This window comes from Candidatus Thiodictyon syntrophicum (genome assembly GCF_002813775.1).
GTDB classification, from domain to species: Bacteria; Pseudomonadota; Gammaproteobacteria; order Chromatiales; family Chromatiaceae; genus Thiodictyon; species Thiodictyon syntrophicum.
In genome coordinates this window covers 4,629,274-4,652,917 of sequence record NZ_CP020370.1, presented here as the reverse complement: position 1 = coordinate 4,652,917, position 23,644 = coordinate 4,629,274, and the positions used below count along the sequence as shown (strand labels likewise).

General features: G+C 67.4%; 19 protein-coding genes. 12 read left to right on the top strand and 7 right to left on the bottom strand.

All coding sequences use genetic code 11. The features are described 5' to 3' along the window. Positions 1-203 precede the first annotated feature (203 nt). The 4 genes from THSYN_RS19530 to THSYN_RS19515 all read left to right on the top strand — a co-directional run bounded on the left by THSYN_RS19530 (position 204) and on the right by THSYN_RS19515 (position 2,643). Entirely contained in the window at positions 204-1,520 is a 1,317-nt protein-coding gene (locus THSYN_RS19530; RefSeq protein ID WP_100920595.1) for a homoserine dehydrogenase, read from the top strand. Positions 1,521-1,890: 370 nt separating this feature from the next. Beyond that, the gene (locus THSYN_RS19525) at positions 1,891-2,112 is read left to right on the top strand and encodes a type II toxin-antitoxin system Phd/YefM family antitoxin (RefSeq protein WP_100920594.1); all 222 of its coding nucleotides are present in this window, start codon (positions 1,891-1,893) and stop codon (positions 2,110-2,112) included. A gap of 97 nt (positions 2,113-2,209) precedes the next feature. Then, a complete protein-coding gene (locus THSYN_RS19520; RefSeq protein WP_100920593.1) occupies positions 2,210-2,422 on the top strand; it encodes a type II toxin-antitoxin system HicB family antitoxin in 213 nt (70 codons plus the stop codon). Then, positions 2,419-2,643, top strand: coding sequence for a hypothetical protein (locus tag THSYN_RS19515; protein WP_216644587.1), 225 nt, complete (start codon positions 2,419-2,421; stop codon positions 2,641-2,643). The genes THSYN_RS19520 and THSYN_RS19515 overlap by 4 nt, the downstream gene beginning before the upstream one ends. 294 nt (positions 2,644-2,937) lie before the next feature. Here THSYN_RS19515 and THSYN_RS19505 read toward each other — a convergent pair whose 3' ends face one another. Beyond that, the gene (locus tag THSYN_RS19505; protein WP_100920592.1) at positions 2,938-3,351 is read right to left on the bottom strand and encodes a helix-turn-helix domain-containing protein; all 414 of its coding nucleotides are present in this window, start codon (positions 3,349-3,351) and stop codon (positions 2,938-2,940) included. Positions 3,352-3,581: 230 nt separating this feature from the next. On the opposite strand from THSYN_RS19505, the gene THSYN_RS19500 reads away from it, so the two are divergent. From THSYN_RS19500 to THSYN_RS19485, 4 genes are all read left to right on the top strand, one after another. After that, the gene (locus THSYN_RS19500) at positions 3,582-7,010 is read left to right on the top strand and encodes a carboxypeptidase regulatory-like domain-containing protein (protein ID WP_100920591.1); all 3,429 of its coding nucleotides are present in this window, start codon (positions 3,582-3,584) and stop codon (positions 7,008-7,010) included. Between the two features lie 14 nt (positions 7,011-7,024). Then, positions 7,025-7,792, top strand: a complete 768-nt coding sequence (locus THSYN_RS19495; RefSeq protein WP_157817798.1) for a fibronectin type III domain-containing protein — start codon at positions 7,025-7,027, stop codon at positions 7,790-7,792. A gap of 79 nt (positions 7,793-7,871) precedes the next feature. Beyond that, complete coding sequence (locus THSYN_RS19490) at positions 7,872-8,108, top strand: hypothetical protein (protein WP_100920589.1); 237 nt, start codon at positions 7,872-7,874, stop codon at positions 8,106-8,108. Positions 8,109-8,189: 81 nt separating this feature from the next. After that, the gene (locus THSYN_RS19485; RefSeq protein WP_157817797.1) at positions 8,190-8,765 is read left to right on the top strand and encodes a hypothetical protein; all 576 of its coding nucleotides are present in this window, start codon (positions 8,190-8,192) and stop codon (positions 8,763-8,765) included. A gap of 403 nt (positions 8,766-9,168) precedes the next feature. On the opposite strand, the gene THSYN_RS19480 is transcribed toward THSYN_RS19485, so the two are convergent. The 6 genes from THSYN_RS19480 to THSYN_RS34145 all read right to left on the bottom strand — a co-directional run bounded on the left by THSYN_RS19480 (position 9,169) and on the right by THSYN_RS34145 (position 16,181). Then, the gene (locus tag THSYN_RS19480) at positions 9,169-10,107 is read right to left on the bottom strand and encodes a formylglycine-generating enzyme family protein (protein ID WP_157817796.1); all 939 of its coding nucleotides are present in this window, start codon (positions 10,105-10,107) and stop codon (positions 9,169-9,171) included. A gap of 185 nt (positions 10,108-10,292) precedes the next feature. Beyond that, entirely contained in the window at positions 10,293-12,548 is a 2,256-nt protein-coding gene (locus tag THSYN_RS19475; RefSeq protein WP_100920586.1) for an SUMF1/EgtB/PvdO family nonheme iron enzyme, read from the bottom strand. A 30-nt stretch (positions 12,549-12,578) separates the two neighbouring features. Continuing rightward, complete coding sequence (locus tag THSYN_RS19470; protein ID WP_100920585.1) at positions 12,579-13,244, bottom strand: vWA domain-containing protein; 666 nt, start codon at positions 13,242-13,244, stop codon at positions 12,579-12,581. Positions 13,245-13,877: 633 nt separating this feature from the next. Further along, entirely contained in the window at positions 13,878-14,690 is an 813-nt protein-coding gene (locus tag THSYN_RS19465) for a hypothetical protein (RefSeq protein ID WP_100920584.1), read from the bottom strand. After that, complete coding sequence (locus THSYN_RS19460; RefSeq protein ID WP_157817795.1) at positions 14,690-15,928, bottom strand: AAA family ATPase; 1,239 nt, start codon at positions 15,926-15,928, stop codon at positions 14,690-14,692. Before THSYN_RS19460 ends, THSYN_RS19465 begins: the two co-directional genes overlap by 1 nt. Further along, a complete protein-coding gene (locus THSYN_RS34145; protein WP_157817794.1) occupies positions 15,918-16,181 on the bottom strand; it encodes a hypothetical protein in 264 nt (87 codons plus the stop codon). Before THSYN_RS34145 ends, THSYN_RS19460 begins: the two co-directional genes overlap by 11 nt. 600 nt (positions 16,182-16,781) lie before the next feature. Here THSYN_RS34145 and lptF point away from each other — a divergent pair. The 4 genes from lptF to THSYN_RS19440 all read left to right on the top strand — a co-directional run bounded on the left by lptF (position 16,782) and on the right by THSYN_RS19440 (position 23,597). Further along, positions 16,782-17,906, top strand: coding sequence for an LPS export ABC transporter permease LptF (gene lptF / locus THSYN_RS19455; protein WP_100920582.1), 1,125 nt, complete (start codon positions 16,782-16,784; stop codon positions 17,904-17,906). 261 nt (positions 17,907-18,167) lie between these two features. Continuing rightward, positions 18,168-19,505 carry an ABC transporter substrate-binding protein gene (locus THSYN_RS19450; protein WP_157817793.1) on the top strand — a complete coding sequence of 446 codons (1,338 nt, stop codon included), beginning with the start codon at positions 18,168-18,170 and terminating at the stop codon, positions 19,503-19,505. 49 nt (positions 19,506-19,554) lie between these two features. Continuing rightward, the gene (locus THSYN_RS19445) at positions 19,555-20,415 is read left to right on the top strand and encodes a transporter substrate-binding domain-containing protein (RefSeq protein WP_157817792.1); all 861 of its coding nucleotides are present in this window, start codon (positions 19,555-19,557) and stop codon (positions 20,413-20,415) included. Continuing rightward, positions 20,412-23,597, top strand: coding sequence for a mechanosensitive ion channel domain-containing protein (locus THSYN_RS19440; RefSeq protein WP_100920579.1), 3,186 nt, complete (start codon positions 20,412-20,414; stop codon positions 23,595-23,597). Before THSYN_RS19445 ends, THSYN_RS19440 begins: the two co-directional genes overlap by 4 nt. Positions 23,598-23,644: the final 47 nt, after the last annotated feature.

Genomic DNA, 23,644 nt, shown 5'->3' with positions numbered 1-23,644 from the left:
CGGGGCACCGCTCAGCCTAAGAAGAGCATTTGGCCGCAAATGAACGCGAATGAGCGCAAATAGTCCGTCAGCTTGGTGAAGCCCCTGCCAAACTCGGGCTGTGAGCAGGCTGACGCAATCGCACCAGGGATTATTTGCGTTTATTTGCGTTCATTTGCGGCTGAATTTCTTTTTCGATTGATTGTATGGCAGAGGGGATAGGTATGGAACCGGTCAAGATCGGTCTGTTGGGTTTAGGCACTGTCGGCAGCGGCACGGTCATCGTGCTCACCCGTAACGCCGGGGAGATCGCGCGGCGCGCGGGTCGCGGGATTGAGATCGCCCATGCCGCGGCGCGGGAATACAAACGCGATGCCATCACCGGAATCGAGCACATCGGGCGCATCGGGGAGGATGCCTTTGCAGTCGTCGACGACCCCGAGGTCGAGATCGTCGTCGAACTGATCGGCGGCTATTCCCCAGCCAAGGAACTGGTGCTGCGGGCCATTGCCAACGGCAAGCATGTCGTCACCGCCAACAAGGCCCTGATCGCGCGCCACGGCAATGAGATCTTCGCCGCCGCCCGGGCGCGCGGGGTCATGGTCGGCTTCGAGGCGGCGGTGGCCGGCGGCATCCCCATTATCAAGGCCCTGCGTGAGGGCCTGGCCGCCAACCATATCGAATGGATCGCCGGCATCATCAACGGCACCGGCAACTTCATCCTCACCGAGATGCGCGACAAGGGCCGGGACTTCGCCGACGTACTCAAGGAGGCGCAGGCGCGCGGCTATGCGGAGGCGGACCCGACCTTCGACGTGGAGGGGATCGACGCCGCCCACAAGCTGACCATCCTGGCCTCGCTCGCCTTCGGCATCCCGCTCCAGTTCGAGCGCTGTTTCACCGAGGGCATCTCGCGCATCGAGGCGCAGGACGTCGCCTATGCCGAACAACTCGGCTATCGCATCAAGCACTTAGGTATTGCACGCCGCTGCCCGGAGGGGATCGAACTGCGGGTGCATCCGACCCTCATCCCCCATCGGCGTCTGATCGCCAATGTGGACGGGGTGATGAACGCCGTCCTGGTGAAGGGCGATGCGGTCGGTCCCACCCTCTATTACGGTGCCGGTGCCGGTTCGCTCCCCACCGCCTCCTCGGTGGTCGCCGACCTGGTGGACGTGGTGCGGGCCCTGACCACCGATCCCAACAACCGGGTACCGCACCTCGCCTTCCAGCCGGACGAGCTGGCCGATACCCCGATCCTGCCGATGGATCAGGTGGAGACCGCCTATTACCTGCGCATGATGGCCCGCGACGAACCCGGCGTCATGGCCCGCATCGCCAGCATCTTGGGCGAGCAGGGCATCAGCATTGAGGCGATCCAGCAGAAGGAGCCCGGCGAGGGCGACACCCATGTCCCGCTCGTCATGCTCACCCACCGGGTACGCGAGGGCCAGATGAACCAGGCCATCGCCCGCATTGAGGCGCAGGGGTCGGTGCAGGGGGCGGTGATGCGCATTCGGATGGAGAACCTGGCGGGGTGAGGCCTCGATCGTCGTTCCGGCCGCAGGTAGACAGGAGGTCGAGGCTTTAGCCGGTCGACAGTGCGTTTCTGCGGCCCTGGTCCGGCTAACGGCCATGGCGCCCGCGCCACCCCGAAAGATGAAAGTGCGGGCGCCATGGCCGTTCCCTCTCCCCGGCCCTCCCCCAGCGGGGGAGGGAGATTTAGAGCGCGCTCCCGGCGCGACTTTCACGGTAAAGCCTCGACCTCCAGTGCGGGACGACCGGCCGCAGCCGGAACTATGATCGCGGCACGGGGTGAGTTGGCCGGGCGACCGCCCGTGAAGGAGGGGTTGGCCGCAACTGAACGGCCATGAGCATACAGAATTCAATGGGATAAGCGGGGCGACGACCATGCGTGAGACCAGCTTCTCCGAGCTACGAAGCAAGACCCGGCGCTACTTCGACCTGGTTGAGGCCGGCGAGACCGTCAGGGTCCTGCGAAAAGGCCAGCCGATTGCCGAGATCCGCCCGATCCAACCGGGGCGCCCATCCTGGAAGCGGCGCGCGGCCAAGCCCTTAACCACTGATGGAGCCACCGTCAGTGACCTGATACTGGCGTGGCGCGATGCCTGATGCGGGTCTTGTTCGATTCCGCGGTGCTGGTCGCGCGCTATGTGCATGAGTTGGCGACAGATTTTGTCTCCAAATAACACCAGAGGTATCGGCGGCAATGAAAGCAGAATTCACGGCTATCGTAAAAAAGGACGGTGATTGGTGGGTTGGCTGGATTGAGGAAATACCCGGCGTCAATGCCCAGGAAAAGAGCAAAGATGAGCTGATGATCAGTCTCCGGGAGGCGGCCAGGGATATTATCGACCTGCACCGTTTAGCCGCGTTGAGAGAGGCAGATTCGGATTGTGAAGAAGTCGTCTTGGTGATATGAAGCGGGGCCAGCTCATTTGCCACTGCTTCCTGCGCGAGGCGCTGCGCGCGATCCGTGCGGCGGCGGATCAGTGCGGGGACCTGGACCGAGCGCTTTTCTGGTATCGCAACGAGCCCCTGCCGCCGTTCGGTTACAAGACGGCTGAGCAACTGGTCAGCGATGGCCGCACCGACGACCTCCTGCGCTACATCGCGTCCCTGGAGACTGGGGCAGCGGGATGATCTTGACCCGGCTGGACGCCCTGACCGTCTACCGCATGCACACGCCCAAATGGGCGTTCGCGCCAACCAGCGGTGCGGGTGCCGCCCAACATGGCGGAGGCGCCAACCGACCGGACGTGGCGGCGCTGTCTGTGGTCCGCACAGCGGACCCTACGGGCGCGGGGCCGTAGGGTCCGCTGTGCGGACCAGCGACCTCCCGTCCAGGGGGGTGGCCGGAGTTATGATCAAGGCCCGCGCCGCATCCACCGACCCCGGCGGTATGGTGGATGCGCTGCGCTTATCCACCCTACGCACTCACCCATCTTTTTTCAGCAGGGCGATGATCTCTTTCAGGCGCAGGTTTTCCTCTTTCAGCCAAGCGATCTCCTTTTCGTGCTGCGCGGCAATCAACAGCGCCTTGTCCAGTTGGTGGGCGCATTGCGCCTCGCTCAGGAGGATAGTGCAGTTGGCAAGACTGCTCTGCGCCAGATTGCTGTGACCGGAATTTCCCGTGAAGTTTAATATCCTCTTGTCGTCGCAGTCCAATAGCTCGGTGGCGTCCACACCGATCACGTCGGCAATCTCCTTCAACTTCTCCAGCTTCACATCCGATTCGCCACGCTCGATCTTGGCGTAGGTGTTGACCGCCCACCCGAGCTTCTCGGCGATGCCCTCCTGCGTCCAGTTCTTGCTCAACCGCAGCGTCCTGAGTTTTTCGTGAACGTGCATCGGATACCCCGAAACGTGGTGGAAATCCCCAACTTTGGGGCTGTCATCTTGCTGGTGTCCATGCGAGTCTCACCACACGGCCGCTTGGGACGCAAGTCCCGATCTCCCGCGCGCCCGATCTCAGGTGCGCGCCGACCCGCCGCGCCCGCCGAGGCTCGCCCCCGGCACGCCGACGGGCGCGACCCGATCTCGTTCCAGTAGACCTCCGCTCGTTCAACGGGTGCCCATTTATGATGCCGTTCATTCGATTCTTGTTGCTTGGCTGGTTCCTGCTCGTCTCGCAAGGGGCCTTTGCCTGGACCCTCTCCGGGACCGTGTTCGGCAACGGGACACCGATGCCCAATGCCGGCGTCAAGCTCTTTCTGGCGTCGGACGGGTCCGCGGTCGGGCAGACCGCGACGAACGGCAGCGGGTATTATACCCTGGCGGTCGATGACGGCACCTATAACCTGCTGGTAGAACCGCCCAGCAGTGCGGTCGGTTATGGTAACTCGCCGGTGAACGGCATCGTGGTTGCCGGCGCCAATGTCACTCAGAATGTGGCGTTGGTCACTGGGGCGACTACCCTTTCAGGTGTTGTGAAGTTGCTTGACGGAACGCCAGTGGTGGGGGTGGGCATCTTATTGCAGGATCAGATCGGCGGGGTTACTGTCGGATATATGATCACGGGGAGCGATGGGTCTTATTCGTTTTCCGTTGCTCCGGGAACTTATAGCTACAGCCTGTGGGGCAGCAACTCTGGTGCAATGAGCTTTCCGGGGAGTCCTTCCTCTCTAAGCATATCAAATTTCGCAGAGAACACGGTCGTCTCGGCGGCGACCATCAAGGACTTGGTCTTGCCGCTGACGCAGATGACTGGTAAGACCACGGACAGCAACGGGGCGCAAGTCGGCGGGGTGGAGTTGCAGACCATTCTTGGTGGCTCGAAGCCCGATGGCGCATACTACGAGATCATGCACCAGAATGGCAACACCAAGTCGGACGCCAGCGGCAACTACAGCATGACCCTGTTCGATGGCTTCAGCTATACGATTACAGCAATCCCCCCTACAGGAAGCGGGATGGCGCAGACGGCTTTTGATGCTGTCGCAGTGTCTGGCAACACGGCGCGAGATTTTGCCTTAAGGAGCGCGACGACGCTTTCCGGAATCGTCAGATTGCCGGATGGCACGCCGGTGGTGGGGGTGCAGATCCTTTTGCAGGATCAGATCGCGGGTGTTACTGTCGGATATCTGACGACGGGGAGCGATGGGGCTTATTCGTTTTCCGTTGCGCCGGGCACTTATAGCTACATTCTGAGCGGCAGCAACTCTGGTGCAATGAGCTTTCCGGGGAGTCCTTCCTATCTAAGCATATCAAATTTCGCAGAGAACACGGTCGTCTCGGCGGCGACCATCAAGGACTTGGTCTTGCCGCTGACGCAGATGAGTGGTAAGACCACGGACAGCAACGGGGCGCAAGTCGGCGGGGTAGAGTTGCAGACCATTCTCTTTGGTAGCTGGAGGCCCGATGGCGCCTATTACGAGATCGCTCACTATGATGGGAACACCAGGTCGGACGCCAGCGGCAACTACAGCATGACCTTGTTCGATGGCTTGAACTATACGATTACAGCAATCCCCCCTACAGGAAGCGGAATGGCGCAGACGGCTTTTGATGCTGTCGCAGTGTCAGGCAACACGGCGCGAGATTTTGCCTTAAGGAACGGGACCACGCTTTCTGGAGTCGTCAGATTGCCGGATGGCACGCCGGTGGCGGGGGTGCAAATCCTTTTGCAGGATCAGATCGAGGGGGTTACTGTCGGATATCTGACCACGGGGAACGATGGGGCTTATTCGTTTTCCGTTGCTCCGGGCACTTATAGCTACATTCTGAGCGGCAGCGAATCTGGTGGAATGAGCTTTCCGGGGAGTCCTTCCCGTCTAAGTATATCAAATTTCTCAGAGAACACGGTCGTCTCGGCGGCGACCATTAAGGACCTGATCTTACCGCTGACGCAGATGAGTGGTAAGACCACGGACAGCAACGGGGCGCGAGTCGGCGGGGTGGAGTTGCGGACTACTTTCGATGGCACGAAGCCCGATGGGGCCTATTACGAGATCATACACTATAATGGCAACAACAAGTCGGATGCCAGCGGCAACTACAGCATGGCTCTGTTTGATGGCTTTGAATACACGATAACCATCCTGCCGCCCACCGGCAGCGGCTTTGGCCAGACCAGACTCAGCGGTCTGAACGTCTCAGGCCCGACCCTCCTAAGCGTGATCTTGCAACGATCCGATAGCTTCGCCCCGCGCATCCTCTCCGGCCCCCTGGTCACCCAGATCGGTGCGACCGAGGCGACGGTTGCCTGGCAGACCGACGAGCCCGCGACCGGCAGTGCCAATTGGGGCACCGGCAGCGCCAGCGAGACCGGCTATCAGACCCAGCACGCGATCCAGATGACCGGACTCGGGGTCGCCACACCCTACACGGTCACGGTTTCCTCGACCGACGACGCGGGCAACGGCCCCACGACGGCAAACGTGACATTCACGACCGGCCCGGCCGATACGACGGCGCCGCTGATCATCGCGGGCCCAACCGTGAATACGCTGACCCACCAGAGCGCGGTGGTGGAGTGGGAGACCAACGAGCCGGCCACGACCCAAGTGAGCGGCGACCTGTCGGCCACGATCGCCGGCCTGCGCACCCTGCATCGTGTCGAACTGACCGGGCTGTCCGCGCTGACGATCTACCAGATCAGTGTGGCGTCCAGTGACCAGGCCGGCAACGGCCCCACCACGCGCGCGATCAGTTTCAAGACCCTCGCCGCGGCGGACCTGACTGCGCCGGTGATTACCAAGGGACCCTGGTTCGTGGATGTCACCGAAACCGGTGCCACCGTCGCCTGGGAGACCGATGAGCCAGCCAATAGCGGCGTGTCCTACAACGACGGCGTTGCCTATGGTGTGCTCAACGACGATGCCCTGACCCAGAACCACAGCGTGTCCATGGTCGGGCTGAACGCGAATACGCTGTATCAGGTGACTGTCTCGTCCACCGACGCCTTCGGCAACGGCCCCACGCTGTCCCAGCCGTTGGCGGTGCGTACCCTGGGCACGGCCGACACCGAGCCGCCGGTCTTCGTCGAACCGCCGACGGTCTGCAATGTCACCGATCGACTCATTCAGGTGTGCCTGCGGACCGACGAACCGGCCAGCCTGGTGATCGAGTACGGCCTCGCGCCGGACGCCCTGACCTGGACCGCGGCGCGCGCCCGGCTCGATCCCCAGCACAGTCTGTCCATCAACGGATTGACGGCCAAGACGAGCTATTTCATGCGCGCCAAGGTGCGGGATCAGGCGGGTAACGAGTCGATCAGCCCGCTGTTCCAGGCGACCACGCTCGCCAGCGCCAGGCCCGTCCCGGTGTTTGTGCAGGCACCGACCGTGACCTATGAAGGCAGCGACCGGGTGGTCATCGAATGGGAGACCGACCGCCCCTGTCATGCGCTGGTCGAGGGCACCGTGGGGGGCTTCCCCCTGCGGGTCAGCGACGGCCGTCTGCTGACGAGGCACAGCCTGGTGATCACCAACCTGGCCCCCGGTACGGCCTATCAGTTCCGCGTCACCGCGACCGATGTCGATGGTCAGCGGGTGGTGAGTGACTTCTAAAGGGGGCGCAGGCAATGACTTCAACGATCAGATCGATTCTAACGCTCGTCGGCGTGCTGTCCATGCCGTCCGCCTGGGCAGTCTCATTCGTCACGGCGTCCAGCGTGGATGTCACGTCGCCGGTATTGACTACGGCCCCGGAGGTGCAGGCGATTCCCGGCGGCCTGATGGAGGTGGTGTGGACCACCGATGAGGCGGCGGATTCGCGGGTGAACTTCGGTGACTCGCCGGCGCTGCTGTCGCGGGTGGCGGGGGATATCGAGTACGGCCTTGCGCATCGCGTCAGGCTGGCCGGGCTGGTGCCGGGCGCGACCTATTACTACCAGGTGACCTCGGTCGATCCGATGGGTAACGCGACCAGCAGCAGTATCGGCGACTTCGTCGCGGCGGTCCCCAGTTTCACCCTGACGGTGAGTAAGAGCGGCGCCGGGTCCGGCGCGGTCGGCGGCGGCGGGACCTGGCCGGTCGACACCAGCGTCACGGCCACGGCCAGCGCGGCATCCGGGTCCAGCTTCGCCGGCTGGACGCCGACCGGTTGCGGCGTCGCCTTCGCCCTGACCGGGGACGCGAGCTGTATTGCCAGGTTCACCCTGGCGGCCGATCTGGATGGCGACAGTGACGTGGACAACGGCGACTACACGGTCTTTCGTGCGGCGCTTGGGGCCTGTAGCGGGGCCGCGCGCTACCGATTGGCCTCCGACTATGACCGTGACGGGTGTGTGACGACCGGCGACTATCGGATCTGGTATGGCTTCTACCGCAGCTTCCTGGTTCGGCCGTGACAATCTGGCGCGCCCGGCCATCGTTCCTGGCAGTCGCGGAGCATCAGCAACCGGAGGTCGAGGCTTTAGCCGGTCGGACATGTCGGCACTACGCATTGTCGCCTCGATCATAGTCCCGGCCACTGGGAGCGCCGCACCCCAGTGCGGCGCGATCTCGCTGGCGAGCGCGGCGTTGCGTGTTGCGGACAGGCCGGGCCGCACTGGGGTGCGGCGCTCCCAGTCGGTCGGCCTGAAGGCCGACCGACACACCGCGGTGGCCGGAACGATGATCGAGGCACGCATTGTCGTCGGCCAAGGCGCGGGCGCGACCGGCTAAAGCCTCGACCTCCGGTTGGGCGCTGGGGCGTGGCAGGTCTTTTTTCGACTCTTTCATTTCAATGGAACAGGCGGAGTGTCTATGAAAACATTTGTTGCGGCCATGGCCGCCTTGGTGCTGGGGCTGGCGTCGGCCGGGGTCTTTGCCATGGGCATCAGCCTCACCCCGTCCAGCAGCCAGATCCGGGTGGGCGACCATTTCAATCTCTTGGTCGGGGTGAATGACGCGCGGGACGGTGTTTACTCCGCTGACGAGGTGATTGCCTTCGGCTTCGATGTGGCGATCGGCAATCCGTTGCTGGTGTCCTGGACCGGGGCGGAGGTGGCGATGCCGCCCTTTTCGGACGATCTCAGCGCTGACTTGATCGACACGGGGGTGGCGGGTTTGGTCGGCGCCGGGCCCGGCATCACCGATCCGGCCTTTACCCTGGCGGTGCTGCATTTCGTCGCGACCGGGGAGGGGGTCTTGGACCTGGGGATCTTCTCGAACCTTGGGGACCTCAACGAGGGGCTGATCTACGTGACCGAGGCGGCGCGTGATCTGACTGCCGCCACGCAAGTGACCATCCAGGGGGCGGGGCAGGCGCCGCTGCCTGGGACGTTGGTGTTGTTGATCGGCGGTTTGCCGTGGCTCGTGCGGCGGGTCAGGGGTCGTTGAGGATTCGCCAGGGGGCGGCTCATAGGCTTGCGTTGGGCGGCTTGTTGGGCTTCGTTCCTCAGCCCAACCTACGAGAATCCTTGCCTAACCTCTGACGGCGTCACGAGGGCGCGGTGGATTGGTCCGCACAGCGGACCCTACGGGACGGCGTCACGAGGGCGCGGTGGATTGGTCCGCACAGCGGACCCTACGGGACGGCGTCACGAGGGCGCGGTGGATTGGTCCGCACAGCGGACCCTACGGGACGGCGTCACGAGGGCGCGGTGGATTGGTCCGCACAGCGGACCCTACGGGACGGTGTCACGCCGGCGCGGTGGTTGGTCCGCACAGCGGACCCTACGGGCGTGCGGCCAACCGCGGGGCTGCCGAGCGGGGCGATTGCCGCCGCGCCCTGGGGCGCGGGTCACAGGTCCCGCGCCAGCCGAAACCCCCGATCCCCGCTGCGGTCCGAGGGCCAGACGCTTTGGCGGTCGGCGCTGCGCACCGAGGCCGGGCGGCCGAGCCAGGAACCGCCGCGGACCACCCGGTAGCCGTCGGGGCAGGGGCCGGGCCATGCGGAGCCGTCCGTCGGGGCCGCGCTGTAGGTCTCGTGGTAGCAGTCCTGGACCCACTCAGCGACGTTTCCCGCGGTGTCGTAGAGACCGAAGGCGTTAGGCGTGAGGGTCCCTACGCGGGCGGTCTCGCGGTCGGCAGCGGGTCCGGCGCAGCCGTCGCAGTTGGCGTTGCCGCGACCGATCTCCGCGCCCCACCACCAGGCCGTGCGGGTCCCGGCGCGGGCGGCGTATTCCCATTCGGCCTCGGTCGGCAGGCGGTAGGGCGGGCCTTCGGTCTCGACGTTCAGGCGCTTGAGAAACTGCTGGACCTGGTCCCAGGAGACCATCTCCACCGGCCGCTGATCATCCTGGATTTGCGCCGGATTCGCGCCCATGACCGCCGTCCACTGGGCCTGGGTGACCTCGTGGCGGCCGATCCGTACGGGCTTGACACTGACCCGGTGGGCCGGTCGCTCGTCGCCTTCGCAGGCGTCGTCGCCAGGACCGCAGCCCATCTCGAAGCTGCCGCCGGGGATCTCCACCAGGGTCTGCGCCAGCGTCTCGATCATCTGCCGACGCGCCACTGCCGCCCGCGCCGCGGCCTCGCTTGCGGTCTGGGCGCGCGCCTTGGCGTCCGCCGCGGTGCGGTCGCGAGCGTCCGCCTCGGCCGTCCAACGTTGATCCAACTCGCGCTCCAGGAGGCGCTCGGCCGCCTTTAGCTCCTCTTCCGTCCAGGCGGCGGCCGGGGCCGGGTGCAGCAGCCAGGCCAGGGTCAAGGCCAGATAGAGTGCGACGGGCAGGGATATCATGCAGTCACCCCAAAAATCCACAGATGAACACAGATGAACACAGATGTCCTTTAGCATTGTCATACGCTTATCGGTACTGTCACAATCACCTGCAAGATGAGCCGCGACCAAGCGTAAGCCAATGAATCATCTGTATTCATCTGTGTTCATCTGTGTTCATCTGTGGATGACTGCTCTTTCCGGGATCACAGATCCCGCGCCACGCGCAAGCCGAGGTGGTCGCCCCGCAGTGCCGGTGGGCCCCAGGCGCGGCGGGCGCAGCCCAACCGGTCGGGCGGGTCATCCCAGGAGCCGCCGCGGTACACCCGGGTCGACTCGACGCAGGTCTCGCGCCATTCGGTGCCGTCCGCCGGGGCGCCCGTGTAGTTTGCGTGGTAACAGTCCTGTACCCACTCCGCGATGTTGCCCGCCGTGTCATAGAGCCCGAAGGGGTTGGGTTTGAATGACCCCACCGGGGCGGTCTTCCTGCCATCCCAGGGACCGCCGCAGCCGGTGCAGTCGGCCTGGCCCTGGCCCGGACCCTGGCCCCACCAGTAGATCGTCCGGGTGTCGGCGCGGCTCGCGTATTCCCACTCGGCCTCGGTGGGCAAACGGTACGGCGGGGTCTGGCCCTCAGCGTTCAGGCGCTGCAGAAACTCCTGGGCGTCGTCCCAGGAGACGCCCTCCACCGGCCGGTCGCCGCGTTTGAAGCGCGCCGGGTCCTCGCCCATCACCGCCTTCCACTGGGCCTGGGTGACCTCGTAGCGGCCCATGAGGAAGGGTCGGAGGTTGACGCGGCGGGCCGGTTTCTCATCGTCCGGACAGCGCGGCTCCCCGGGGCTGCAACCCATCAGGAAGCTGCCGCCCGGGACCTCGACCAGTTCCTGTGCCAGGGCGCCGACGGGTCCGCGCCGCGGCCCTGTCGCGAGAAAGAGACGCTTGGCCGCGCGCGCCTTGGCGTCCCAGTGCCCGGCCTGGTCCAGGGCCAGTTCGACTTTGTCCGTCTCGCCGTCGGCCTGGGCGCGGCGGGCGAGCTCGCGATAGAGGTCGGCCCGATCGGCGGCGAAGGCCGCCACCTGCGCGGGGGCCGACACCGCGGCCCGTTGCAGCGCAAGGTCCGCGGCGGTCGCGGACCCGCCGGCCAGTGCCGCGCGTGCCTGGGCCAGATAGGACGCGGCCAGCACCGCGGGCTGGGTGCTCCAGCGGTAATAGACGAGGGCGGCCAGGGCCGTCAGTGCCAGGGCGCCGCCGACGGCGACTACCCGCTCGCGGTTGAGCCACACCGGCCACCAGGCGGGGAGGACCCTGGCGACGGCCGGGACCGGCGTCGCGGCGGGTCGCGGCGGTAGCGGGCGGATCGGCGCCGACGGCGGCGGCGTCACTGGCACCGCCGACACCGCCCCCGGCCCGGTCGGTCCGATCGGCGCCGTCGCCGGGGCGCGCGCCCGCGGCCGCCGTGGCGCCGGCCGGTGGGACGGCGTCCGGCAGGCGTGGCAGAACTCGCCCTCCGGATAGCGCCAATGGGTGCCGGCCGCGCAGCGTACCAGGCGCTGCTGGGCCAGGTTGAGCACGTCCAGCCACTCCTTCGCGCTCGGGCGCAGCGCCGGTGTTGTGTGGCCGCCCACGAAGCAGCGGTCGAACAGGTGTCGCAGCGTCGGGTCGAGGGTGTCCAGGCCGCGCGCGGCCGGTGGCTTGCGAAAGCGCCGGTCCTTGCGCCACGGGAAGATGCCGTGCTGGATGCACCACTCGTCTGCCTTGCCGGGCAGCGAGTCCCGCGGGTCGCGCAAGGCCCCGGCGAAGGGGTGGAAGCCGTCCATGAGCAATTGAAAGACCAGCACCGCCAGCCCGAAGCGGTCGTGTTCCGGGCTGCGGTCCACCTGGTCGAAGCGCAGCCCTTGCAACTCGCGCGGGGTGTATTCGGGCACCCCCACCGGGCAGCGGTACAGGGTCTGACCGGCGCGTACCTGGAATGAATCGGTATCGACCAGGGTCACCAGGCCCCTGGTGGTGACCAGGATGTTGCGCGGATTGACATCGCCCATGACGTAGCCCTTCACATGCAGTGCGTGCAGGGCCGTGCAGAGGTTCTTCGCGACCTGGTGCCGGGCGTGCCAGTCCAGCTCCAGCGCGTCGCGGGCGCGGGGATTGTAGGCGTTGAGCAGGGAGCGCCCGCCGTCGATGCGGGGCATCAGATAGCCGACGAAGTGCCCGTCCTCCTGGAGCAGGGCTAGCGGCCAGGTGATGGAGGCGTGGCTGAAGCGCTCGCGCATCTCGTCGCGCGGCGGGTCGGCGAGCATGGCCCGGAGCTTGGCCGCGCGCGCCTCGGTGGCCTGCCCGGACAGATAAATCTTCGCCAGGCAATCCGCGCGTCCTTCCAGGGTCAGGATGATGCCCTCGCCGCCGCGGGCCAGCTCGTCCTGGGTACGGTAGGTCTCGCCGTCCGTGCCGGTGAGCAGGGTCATGATCCGGTGCGGCCCCGCGGGTGCGCCAGACTAGGCGCTGGCCCAGCCGATGGGGGCCTGCAGGGGTACCTCGGTGTCCAGTTCGGCGTGGGAGACGCTGCGCATACTGGTGGAGAGCCACTGGAACATCTCGCGGAACTTGAGTCCGTTGAGCATCAGCGGCTGGCGCGGCCCGAGTTGGGCCAGGATGTCCAGGTTGGCCCCGCCGACCCCCACCGCGAAGAAGGCGACCTTCTTGGCCGCCTCCGCCGCCTGCACGCGCCGCGCCGCCTCCTGCCACAGGTCGCCATCGGTGGGTTCACCGTCGGTGATCAGAAAGACCCAGGGGCGGAAGAAGGGGATGCCGTTGGTCTTGTAGCTCAACTTGCGCTGTTCGATGAGGTCCAGCGCCAGGTTGATCCCACCCCCCATGGGGGTCTGGCCGCCGACGCTGAGCAGCGGCGGCTCGAACTGGTTGGCGGTCACGAAGTCCTGGACCAGTTCCGCACGGCCCCCGAAGCTGACGATGGCGATCTCCACCCGCAGCAGGGCCAACTCATCCTGCTCCAGGTCCATGCGGAAGCTCGCCAGGCCCTGGTTCAGGGCCGTGATCCGCGCCCCGTTCATGGAGCCGGAGGTGTCGAGCAACAGCACGCAGGGGCAGCGGGGCTCGGGGTTGCTGGTGTCGAATTCGGCGGCATCGAAATCGGTGGACATCGGGGGCTCCGTGGGGGCTGGGGCGGCCTTCCTGGGTGGCGGTCGCGCGGACTCGGGATCTGGGAGTATGCGCCGGGATTTTCCGTCCGGAAGGGTCGGAATGCAAAGCCTGGGAGCGCCGCGGGTGCGATCAGAACTGATGTGGTAACCGAGATCCCGGATACGCTATCGTTGTCGTTGTCGTTGTCGTTGTCGTTGTCGTAATCGAACAATCCGACCACGACCACGACCACGACCACGACCAGACCACGATCACGATCACGACAACGACGCCCGGTCCGTGGGAACGTCCGGGAGCTGTAGGCGCATCGCGTACCCGGCTCCGGCGGTCGCCGCAGCTTGGCGGGTACGCGATGCGTACCCTACGAGATGTGCGTTATAAATCAGTTCTGATCGCACCCGAGCGCCGCACCCCGGTGAGAATGGGCAAGTATTCAATGCGGCCTGGCCGTAGCCCGGATGGAGCGCAGCGGAATCCGGGGCAGTCTCGCGGACATGCTGGATATCAGCGACTTGTAGCGAAGACCTGGATTGCGCTGCGCTCCATCCAGGCTACGACTGCCGCAAGGTCGTTGGTCTGCTGTGCGGACCAAACGCCGCTGGCCTGCAAAGGATGATCAAGCCCCGCAATGGCTACCGGCGCCCCGCCGGGGCTGTGCTCGGTGGGCGCAAGTCCGCCAGGACCTCCTCTGCCAGCGTGCGCAACTCGGGCGGGGCACCGGCCAGGGCGTCTGCGGGATCGGCCGCGACGGCAGCCCCCAGGGCGAGGGCGAAGGGTTGGAGGAAGTCGACCCAGGCGCCCTCGGTCATCAGGTCCCTCAGGGCCGGACCCAGGCCGATCCCTTGGCATTCCTGGGTCTGCTCCTTGAGACGGGCGAAGGCGTCCCGATCCCCCGCGGCGGCGGCCTCGGCCAGCCGCTCGAGCGCCTGGCGGGCCAGGTCGCGGTTGCCGAGCCAGAGGTGGGATTGCAGGAGCAGATGAGCGCTCCCAAGAACCTGGCTGTTCGGATCAACAGATGCGAGGACTCTGGAGTCTGCCGCGTCGGCCAGGGTCGCAGCCTCGCAATAGGCCGCACGGGCCTCGGCCTGGGAGCCCGTAGCGGCCAGGAGTCGGGCAAGATTGATCGCCGGATAGGGGTCCGACGGGTCGCGCTTTCTCGCTTCAAGGTAAGCGGACTCTGCCTCTTCCGAGCGGCCGATCTGGTTTGCTGGAAGGCTGCCGAAGACCTCCCAATCCAGCCGATAGCGCTCGGCATGACCGTCCGGCAGTGCGCGTCCCAAGGCGCGGGAGTATTCGAGCTGGTCGCCGCTACACAGTCGACCATTGGCGTGTTCCACGGCTCGGCTGTGCGCAAGCTGTGTCAATTCCTCCCCGCTGAACCACAACCGCATAAACTCCACCAGCCAAGTCAACCGCTGCCGCAGCCGCCGCGAGGCATACCGCATCAAATACCAGACATTGAACAGCCGCTCGCCGCCTGGTAGCCGGTGCGCTTGGTCCCGGACAGCCGCGCCTTTTCCACCAGGCCCTTGGCCTCCAGCCGGGCCAACTGACCGCTGACGGTATTGGTGGCGATGCCTGAAACCTCCCCGAGCCTGCGGGCGGAGATAGGGGCCCAGTGCTCCATCAGATGCGCCAGCAGCTTGCGCGCCTGGTCGGACAGGGTCTCCATGCGCGCCTTATAGAGCGGGGTCATGGTGTCGAGCAGGCGCCGCAGGTCGCTGTGGACGTCGTCGGCCCCGCCGGCCGCGAACAGTTCGTAGAGCATGACGGTGGTGCGCGGATTGCCGCCGGTGATGGCGCGCAGGGCCTTCAGGCGCTCCGGGCGGGTGTCGAGGTTGCGGGCCATCTCCTGGACGGCCGCCTCGCCGGTCAGGCCGCGGCCGACGCCGAAGGTGCGGGCCAAGGCGAGCATGGCCTCGCGCATCTCGGCCACCGTCAGGGCGCGCAGTTCGATCAGTTGGAAGAAGTCCCAGAAGGCGTCCTGGTAGGCGTGGTTGGACTCCAGGGACTGATAGCTGGCCCCGAGCCAGAAGATCGCGGGGTCGTGGGAGAGGGTTTTGCGCAGCCGCCACAGGGGGGTGGCGCCGCCGTCGATCGGGGTGCCCTGGCGTGCCTTGGCGCCCCTGAGAGCGCCGGCCTCGGTGGTCCCGGCCAGGTTGGCCAGCAGCAGGTCGGTGCTGTCGATCAGGAGCAGCAGGCGCCGTTCGTTGGTCCGGACCCAGGCGTCGAGGCTCGCCAGGGCCGCGCCCTCACGCTGCGCGGCCGACAGGTCGCCGATGCGGGCGATCTCCCGGTCCAGTTGATCCAGTTCCGCGGCCGGGGCGCCCTGGCGTGCGCGGGTGTCGGCCAAGGCGTCGAGCACATTGCGCCATAGTTCGGCCAGGGTACTGACGGTGTATTGCTCCTCGGGGAAGGTCACTGGGATCCAGCCAGCGGCCAGCGCCGGGTCGTCCTCCACCGCCAGCGCCAGCCGGCGCAGCAGCGTGGTCTTGCCCATGCCGCGCGCGCCCGTGATCAGCAGGTGTTGCGGCATTGCCCCCGGCGCGGTGCCGCGCAGCAGGCGCAGCAGGTCCGCAAGCTCCCGGGTGCGGACCACGAAGATGGCGCGCAGCTCCGCCGGCCCCCAGAGGTGCGGGTTGTACTTGACGGTGGCGCTCAGGGCGGGGGTTTCAGCGGGCATGGTTGCGCCGCCAGTAGTCGCGCAGGATGAAGGCCGCGGCCGTGTCGAGCCCGCCCACGTCCTCCAGGCGGGCGACCAGCCCGTGCCCCGGCGCCTCCTCGGCCAGGCGCTGCAAGAGCGAGGTCTTGCCCAGGCGCCGGGGACCGCTGAGCACGACATGGTTCCCCTCCAGATGGCGCCAGAGGTCCGCGCGCTCGTTCACCCGGTCGAAAAAGTCGTCACCGTCCGCCTTGTTGCCCAATCTGATCGGCATGGCCGTCGCTCCAGCGTGATTCGTTGGGGATCAAAATACTTCAAAAATGACGCGCGTCAAATTTAAAGTACATAGTTTCTTAAGTTGGTGGGGTGGCAGGAGGAGCCGCGCGAGCTTTGATCCCAGAAAAGGCAGTTCAGCCGCAAACGAACCAAAATTAACGTCAATAATCAGAGGTTTGGTCTTTACTGCATGGTCATCGTCCGGGTGACGCCTGCAACGATGCTAACCAGCAGATTTATTTGCGCTTATTTGCGTTCATTCGCGGCCGAATACTCTCGGTCGAGCCTTCGCGGGGCCTTGATCATAGAGAGGCTTTCGGAAATCGCCACAAGCCGCAACGGCTACTGGGAGCGCCGCACCCCAGTGCGGCGCGGCCTCTGCTCATCCCACACCGGCGGGGTGATCCGCGAGATCGCGCCGCACTGGGGTGCGGCGCTCCCAGGCCAGGCCGGACAGCCAGTGAGGCTTTAACGTAATGGCAGTGAGGCGATAGGAGCAACGGTGCGGCAACCGCACCGTCGTGGCCGGCCCATCACGCCCGCGCCGGCCGGCCGCGTCCGTGCCAGAATGGCGCACCCCATCCGGTACCGAGGCGCTATGCTCCCGATCGTCGACCGCTACATCCTGGGCGAGGTCGCCAAGACCCTGCTGGCGATCCTGATCACGCTGATGCTGATCGTCGCCAGCATGCTCTTTCTGCGGACCCTGGAGGAGGTGAACCTGGGGGCCCTGAACGCCGACCTGGTGCTGCGCTTCCTGGGGCTGCAACTGGTGCGCGATACCGCGACCCTGCTGCCGCCGTCCTTCTTCATCGCCGCCCTGGCGGCACTGAGCCGCCTGGCCCGGGACAGTGAGTTGGTGGCGCTCAATGCCTGCGGCATCGGGCCGCGGCGCCTGTACCGGGCGCTCGTGCTGCTCGCGCTGCCGGTGGCGCTGGTCACGGGCTGGTTCGCCCTGGTCCTCCAGCCCTGGGCGGCGGCGGGGATCGCCGAGATCCGCCTCCAGCAGAAGGATCAGGCGACCCAGATCGCCGGGGTTCAGGCCGGGCGTTTCTACACGGAAGAAGGGGGGAAGGTCGTCGTCTATGTCGGGGCCATCGCCAAGGGCAAGGGCCTGGAGCGGGTCTTCGTCCTCGATCGGCAAGGGGATAAGACGCGCATCGTGGTCAGCGACAGCGGCCGCCACCGGGTGGACGATCGCACCGGGGATCACCTGGTGACACTCATCGACGGACACCGTTTCGACGGTAACGCGGGGGAGGGCAACTATCTGATTGCGCGCTTTCGCGAGTATCAGTTGCGGGTCGCGGGCCAGGGCCCCGAGCCGCAGGTGACCAAGAAGTCCACCACGCCCTCCCTGGACCTGCTGGGGTCCGCGGACCCCCTGGCGCGGGCCGAGCTGGAGCACCGGATCGCCGCCCCCCTGGCGATCTTCACCCTGCTGCTGATCGCGGTCCCCTTGGTCGCCATCTCACCCAGGCAAAAGACCTCCGGGCGACTCTTGCTCGCCTTTCTGGCCTACTTCACCTTCTTCAACCTGCAGCAGTTGGCGGAGACCTGGTTGGGAAATGGGACGACCCCGCTGTGGTTGACCAGTTTCTGGTACCAGGCACTGGTCCTGGTACTGGTCTATCTGGTGACGCTGCCGGAGACGCGCTGGTACAAGGTCCTGCGCGAACGCCTTGGGCGGGGACACCCCGGCCCCGGGGGCGATCAAGACTGACGTGGTGACCGAGATCCCGGGTACGCTGTTGTCGTTGTCGTTGTCGTTGTCGTTGTCGTAATCGTAATCGTAATCGTAATCGAATAATCCGACCACGATTACGACAACGACAACGACAACGACGCCCGGTTCGTGAGCTGTAGGGTACGCATCGCGCACCAGGCGCCGGCGGTCGTGGCACCTTGCCCTTGACCGGCGACGGGACTAAGCTCACACCCAGCCCCAATCGGCGGTGGCGAATCGGACTGTGGCGGTTGAATCTTGTCTTTCTTCTTCCCTTCCACCCGTGGCGCGGCGGCCGCGGCGGCACGCGGACCCGAGGTTCGCCGGGCGGCCTGGCCGGCGGCGATCAGCGTGTTGGCCTTGCTCTCGGTGTGCCCCACGGCGGCGCCGACGGCCGAGCTGACCATCGTCTGCGGTCTCCAAGGGATCGATCACCCCCATTGTCGGCAGGCGGCCGAGACCTGGGCCCAGGCCCGCGGCCATCAGGTGCGGGTGCTGCCGGCGCCTGATGACCTGCCGACGCGGCTGCGTCTGTACCAGGAACTGCTCGAGGTCGGCGCGCCCAAGCCCGACGTCCTGGAGATTGACGTGGTGTCGCCGAGCCTGCTGGCGCACCACCTGCTCGACCTGGGGCCGCGTATCGGTGCGGCCGCGGCGGACTACCTCCCCGCGCTGATCGCCGCCGATACGGTCGCGGGCCGGCTGGTGGCCTTGCCCTATTCGCTGAACTTCGGGCTGCTGTTCTATCGCCGCGACCTGCTCGCGCGCAGCGCCATGCCGGTGCCGGACACCTGGGACGCGCTGGAGCGGGCCGCGGCGGTGGTGCAGGACCAGGAGCGCAACGCGGGCAACGCCCGTTTCTGGGGCTTTCTGTGGCAGGGTGCGCGCGCGGAGATCCTGACCTGCAACGCACTGGAATGGATTGCGAGTTGGGGGGGCGGGACCATTGTGGCGGCCGCGGGCGGCGTCACCATCGATAACCCCGCGGCTTTGTTCGCTTTGCAGCGGGCGTCCAACTGGGGCGGGATCATCTCGCCGGCGTCCCCGCGCGAGGACACCGAGCGGGACTCGGTAGCCCAGTTCGCGGCCGGCAATGCCGCCTTCGTGCGCGCCTGGCCGGGGGCCTGGCGGCGCTTGAATGCCGCGGATTCACCGGTCCGCGGTAAGGTCGGGGTCGCGCCGCTGCCCAAAGGGGGTACCGACGGCATCCACGCGGCGACCCTGGCGGGCTGGCAGCTCGCCGTCTCGCGCTCGTCCGCGCATCCGGACCTGGCCGCCGAGCTGGTCCTGTACCTGACCGGCGAGGACGCGCAACGTCGCCGCGCCCTCGAGCTGGGTCTGACGCCGACGCGCACGGCGCTGCTCACCGATCCGCAGATCGAGGCCGCCCAGCCCTACCTCCGAGCCCTGTCGGCGGGCGAACTGACCCTGGTGGCCCGGCCGGCGGTGGTGACCGGACGGCGCTACCTTCAGGTCAGCGGGCTGGTGCAGAGCGCCGTGGCCAGCGTCCTGGGCGGCCAGGTCACTGCCGCGCAAGCGCTGAAGACCCTGGAGCACAGTCTCAATGTCATCAGCCGCCAGGGGGAGGACTGGTGATGATTGCAGGTCCCCGTGCCGAACTGAGCGTCGCCCGGTCGCGGCCGCGATGAGCCGCCTGCCCGGTGCGCTGCTCGCCCTGGTGCTGGCCGTGGCCGCCGCCGGGGCGTGCCGCGCGGCCGACACCGACACCGGTGCCGCGACCGGGGCCACCCGGCTGCGGGTCGGCGTGGATGGTCAGGACCCGCCGATGAGCTTCGTCGCCGACGACGGGCGTCTGGTCGGCTTCGACATCGACGTGGCCAATGCGCTCTGCGCGGTGCTGAAGGCCCGGTGCGAGTTGATCCCAAGCGAGTGGGACGCCTTGGCACCGGGCCTCGCGGGGCATCAGTTGGATTTCGTCGTCGCCTCGCTGTCGGCCACCGAACAGCGGCGCGCCCTGGTCGACTTCACCCGTGCCTACTACCGCAGCCCCGGCCGCTTCGTCGCCCGCCGCGGGCGTCTGCGCGAGGTGACGCCCGAGACCATCAAGGGCCTGCGCATCGGCGTGACGAGCGAAACCACCTTCGACGACTATGCCGCTGCCAACCTCAGCAGCGGCGCGACGATCATCCGCTACAGCACCCAGCCCGACGCGCTGCTCGACCTGCTGATGGGCCGGATCGACCTGGTGCTGGGCGACCACCTGGTGCTGGAGCACAGCTTCCTGCGGCGGCGCTCCGGGGCGGGCTTCGAGTTCGTCGGCGGGCCCCTCACGGACATCCGCTGGTTCGGCGACGGCAACGCGGTGGCCGTCGCCAAGGGCGACGACGACCTGCGCGAACTGCTCGACCGGGCGGTGGCGGATCTGCATGAGAACGGCGTCTTCGAGCGTATCGAGATGCAGTGGTTCGGCTACCCGGTCCGCGACCTGTCCGGCGACCTGGTGCGGGCGGCCCCAGTGGCCGCCCCCGCAGGCGGCGCGCCATGACCTCCCGGCCCCCGGTCAGTGAGGGCGTCCGCGGCGGGCCAGCCGCACCGATCCGCCGCCCGCTTGGGTTCAGGCAGGCGGCATGGTTCGTCCTGGTCTTCTGGGTGCTGGTCGGTGGCCTGATCCTGACGGGTATGGCCAGGGCCGGGGCGGGCCCGGCCGAGTCCGCGAGTCCGCTCGCGGTCGGCGGCGAGTCCGAAGACCTCGGCGCGCCGGCCCCCGCGCGTGAGTCCGCGGGCGAGATCATCGACCTGCGCGCGATCCGCAGCGAACTCGCCGACCAGGGCGAGATGCTGGCGGAGATGCAGGCCGATCTCGCCCCGCTGGAGCAGGACGTGGCGCGGCTGCGCGAGCGCCTGGCCGCCGAAGAGCTCAGCCTCGCCGGCGAGCAGATCGATGCCGCGGCGCTGCGGCGTGCGCGCGCGGAATTGGATTCGAGTCGCTCCCGGGTCAGTGTCGTCGGCGGGCGGATCGAGCAATACCGGTTGGCCGAGCGGCACCTGCGCGATCGGATCGCGCGCATCGAGGACCAACGGCGTCTGGTGTCCGATACCGCGGAGGAACTGCGCCTGGAGATGGCGCATCAACTGCTGGGCCGTCAGGTAGAACTCACCCGGCGCCTGGCCGCCGCCTTCGCCGACTTGCAGGTGAATCTCGCCGAGCGCGAGCGCCTGCTGGAGCAGCGGCTGCGGCTGTTGCAGCATCGCGTCCAGATCGGCGCCATCGACGACGCCGCCGCCTTCGTCGCTGACGAGCGGGTGCCGATGTTGGAGTCGGTCATCGCCGACCTGCTGCGTCGCGTCACGCGCCTGCGGGCCCAACTGGCCGCGACCGGCGGGGCGACGGCGGCGGACCGGCAGCAGCGCGAGGTGCTCGCGTTGCAGGCGGACGAGGCCGTCGCCCGGGCCTTCCTGCGCCAGAACGATCTGGAACTGGTGTTGGCCCAGAACCGGCTCGACGGTCTGGCGGCGCTGCGTGAGGACCCGCTGATCCCGGTGCGGCTGCTGCAAGAGGCGCTGATCAAGCTCGATGAGGTCAACGATATCGCCGATAAGGTCGCCGCCGAGCTGACCGCGACCGTCAAGGCGCTGGAGGCGCAGCGCGCGCTCTTCCGCACCACGGGGGCGCGCGACGACCCGCGCCTGGAGTTGATCGACAGCCTGGAGGTGCTCGGCCGCTTCCAACAACGCGATCTTACGGCGCTGCACGCCCGGCTCCAGACCGAGCGTCAGGCCTATGCGCGCCTGATCGGTGAGCGCAGCGCCCGCTCGCTGCTGGAGCGCCAATCGCTGCCCCTGAGCGGGGCCGACTGGCGGCGGGTCGCGGCCACTGCCTGGCAACTGCCGCACCTCACCGCGGCGGCGGTGCGTGACCTGAGCGAGGTCACGGCCGGGCGCGCCCGCGCCGCGTCGGCGGGGCAATGGGTGGCGGCGGCGCTCGGGTCGCTGTTGCTGGTCCTGGCCCTGCGCCCGGCGCGCCGGGCGTTGCGCGCCGACCCTGGGGACAGTCTGGCCCTGACGCGTGCCGCCCTGGCCCGGGTCCTGCCCGCGCTGCTGCCGGCCGCGGTCTGGTTGGTCGCCGGGCTCGCGCTCGCCATGCCGCCGGCGATGCGGCTGCCGGTCGTGCTGGTGCTGCTGCTGTGGCCGCTGCAGATGTTCGTGCTGGATCTCAGTCGCCGGGCGGTGGCGGCCAGGATCGAGGCCGACCCCGGCAACGCCGAGGCGCTGCGGCGCTTCCTGCATCGGCTCAGGCTCGGCGTGATCCCGGCCGTCCTTGTGACGGCGCTCTATCTCCTGTCGCGCGCGCTGCCGGTGGCGCCGATCCTGGCGGACCTGCTGGACCGGCTGGCGATGCTCGGGCTGCTGTCGCTGGCGCTGCCCGCGTTCGCCGCGCGACCCTTGCTGGTCGGGGTGCTCGGGGCCGTGACCCCCAAGGCGCGGCGGCGGGCCGCCGTCGTCGCCCGGGTCGCGCAGGCACTGCCGGTCTATCTGGTGGTCACCGCCCTGGTCGGGCTCGCCGGCTACACCAGCCTGGCCTGGGCCATGCTCGACTATTTCGGCTGGGCGGCGGCGGTCGGGCTCGGCCTGCTGGTGGTGCTGGGCATCTTGAGCGACCTCAAGGGCCGCCTGGACGCGGGCATCGCGACCCGTAACGGTCCGCGCGAGTCGCTGTGGCGGACCCACTTCCTGGCGCCGGGCTACCGGGCGGCCCAACTCATCGCCGGGGTCGCGGCCGTCTGGATGCTGCTCAAGCTCTGGGGCTGGAACGCCGAGAGCCCGGCGATCCGCTGGATCGGCGGCCTGCTGCGGACCGAGTTGGTGCGCATCGGCGCGGTGTCGCTGAGCCCGGCCGATCTGGTCACGGTGCTCCTGATGGTCGCCGCGGCCCTGTGGATCGCCGGCTGGTCGCAGCAGGTCAGCTATCACCTGGCCTACGGCCGGGTGCGCGACCTCGGGCTGCGCCGGGCGCTGGCGACCCTGACGCAGTATGTGGTGGTCGTCGTCGGCCTGCTGCTGGCGCTGGAGGCCATCGGCTTCGACCTCACCACCCTGACGATCTTTGCCGGTGCGCTCGGCGTCGGCATCGGCTTCGGTCTGCAGAACATCGTCAACAACTTCGTCTCCGGGCTCCTGCTGCTGGGCGAACGGCCGCTGCGGGTCGGGGACTACGTCAGCATCGGCACCGACGAGGGCCGGGTCACCCAGATCGGCATCCGCTCGCTGACGGTGCGCACCAGCAGTCGCTGCGAGGTGATCATCCCGAACTCGGCCGTGATCAGCGGCAAGTTCACCAACTGGACGCGCAGCGACGCCGTGCTGCGCCAGTTGCACCGCATCGGCATCGGCTTCGGGGACGACGTGGAACTGGCCATGCGGATCATCGCGCAGGTCCTGGCCGACGAGCCCCTGGTGCTCAAACAGCCGGCCCCCGCGGTCTATCTGGCGGACTACGGCGAGTGGGCCATCCAAATCGATATCACCTATTACATCGACATCAGCGGGGGTGATGAGTTGGGCCGGGGGCCTCGCTCCAGCATCCTGCTGGAGATCGGTCGGCGCTTTGCCGCGCAGGGCATCACCATGCCGTTCCGCCGCGCGGACCTCATGGTGACGCTGGACCAGCAGAGCCGGGAGGCGCTGGCGGGGGGCGGCAAAGCGGCGGCGTCGATCCCGCCCGGCTAGCGCGCCCCGGCTTGCTTACAGCGCGACGCCGGTTCGGTGTCGCGCTC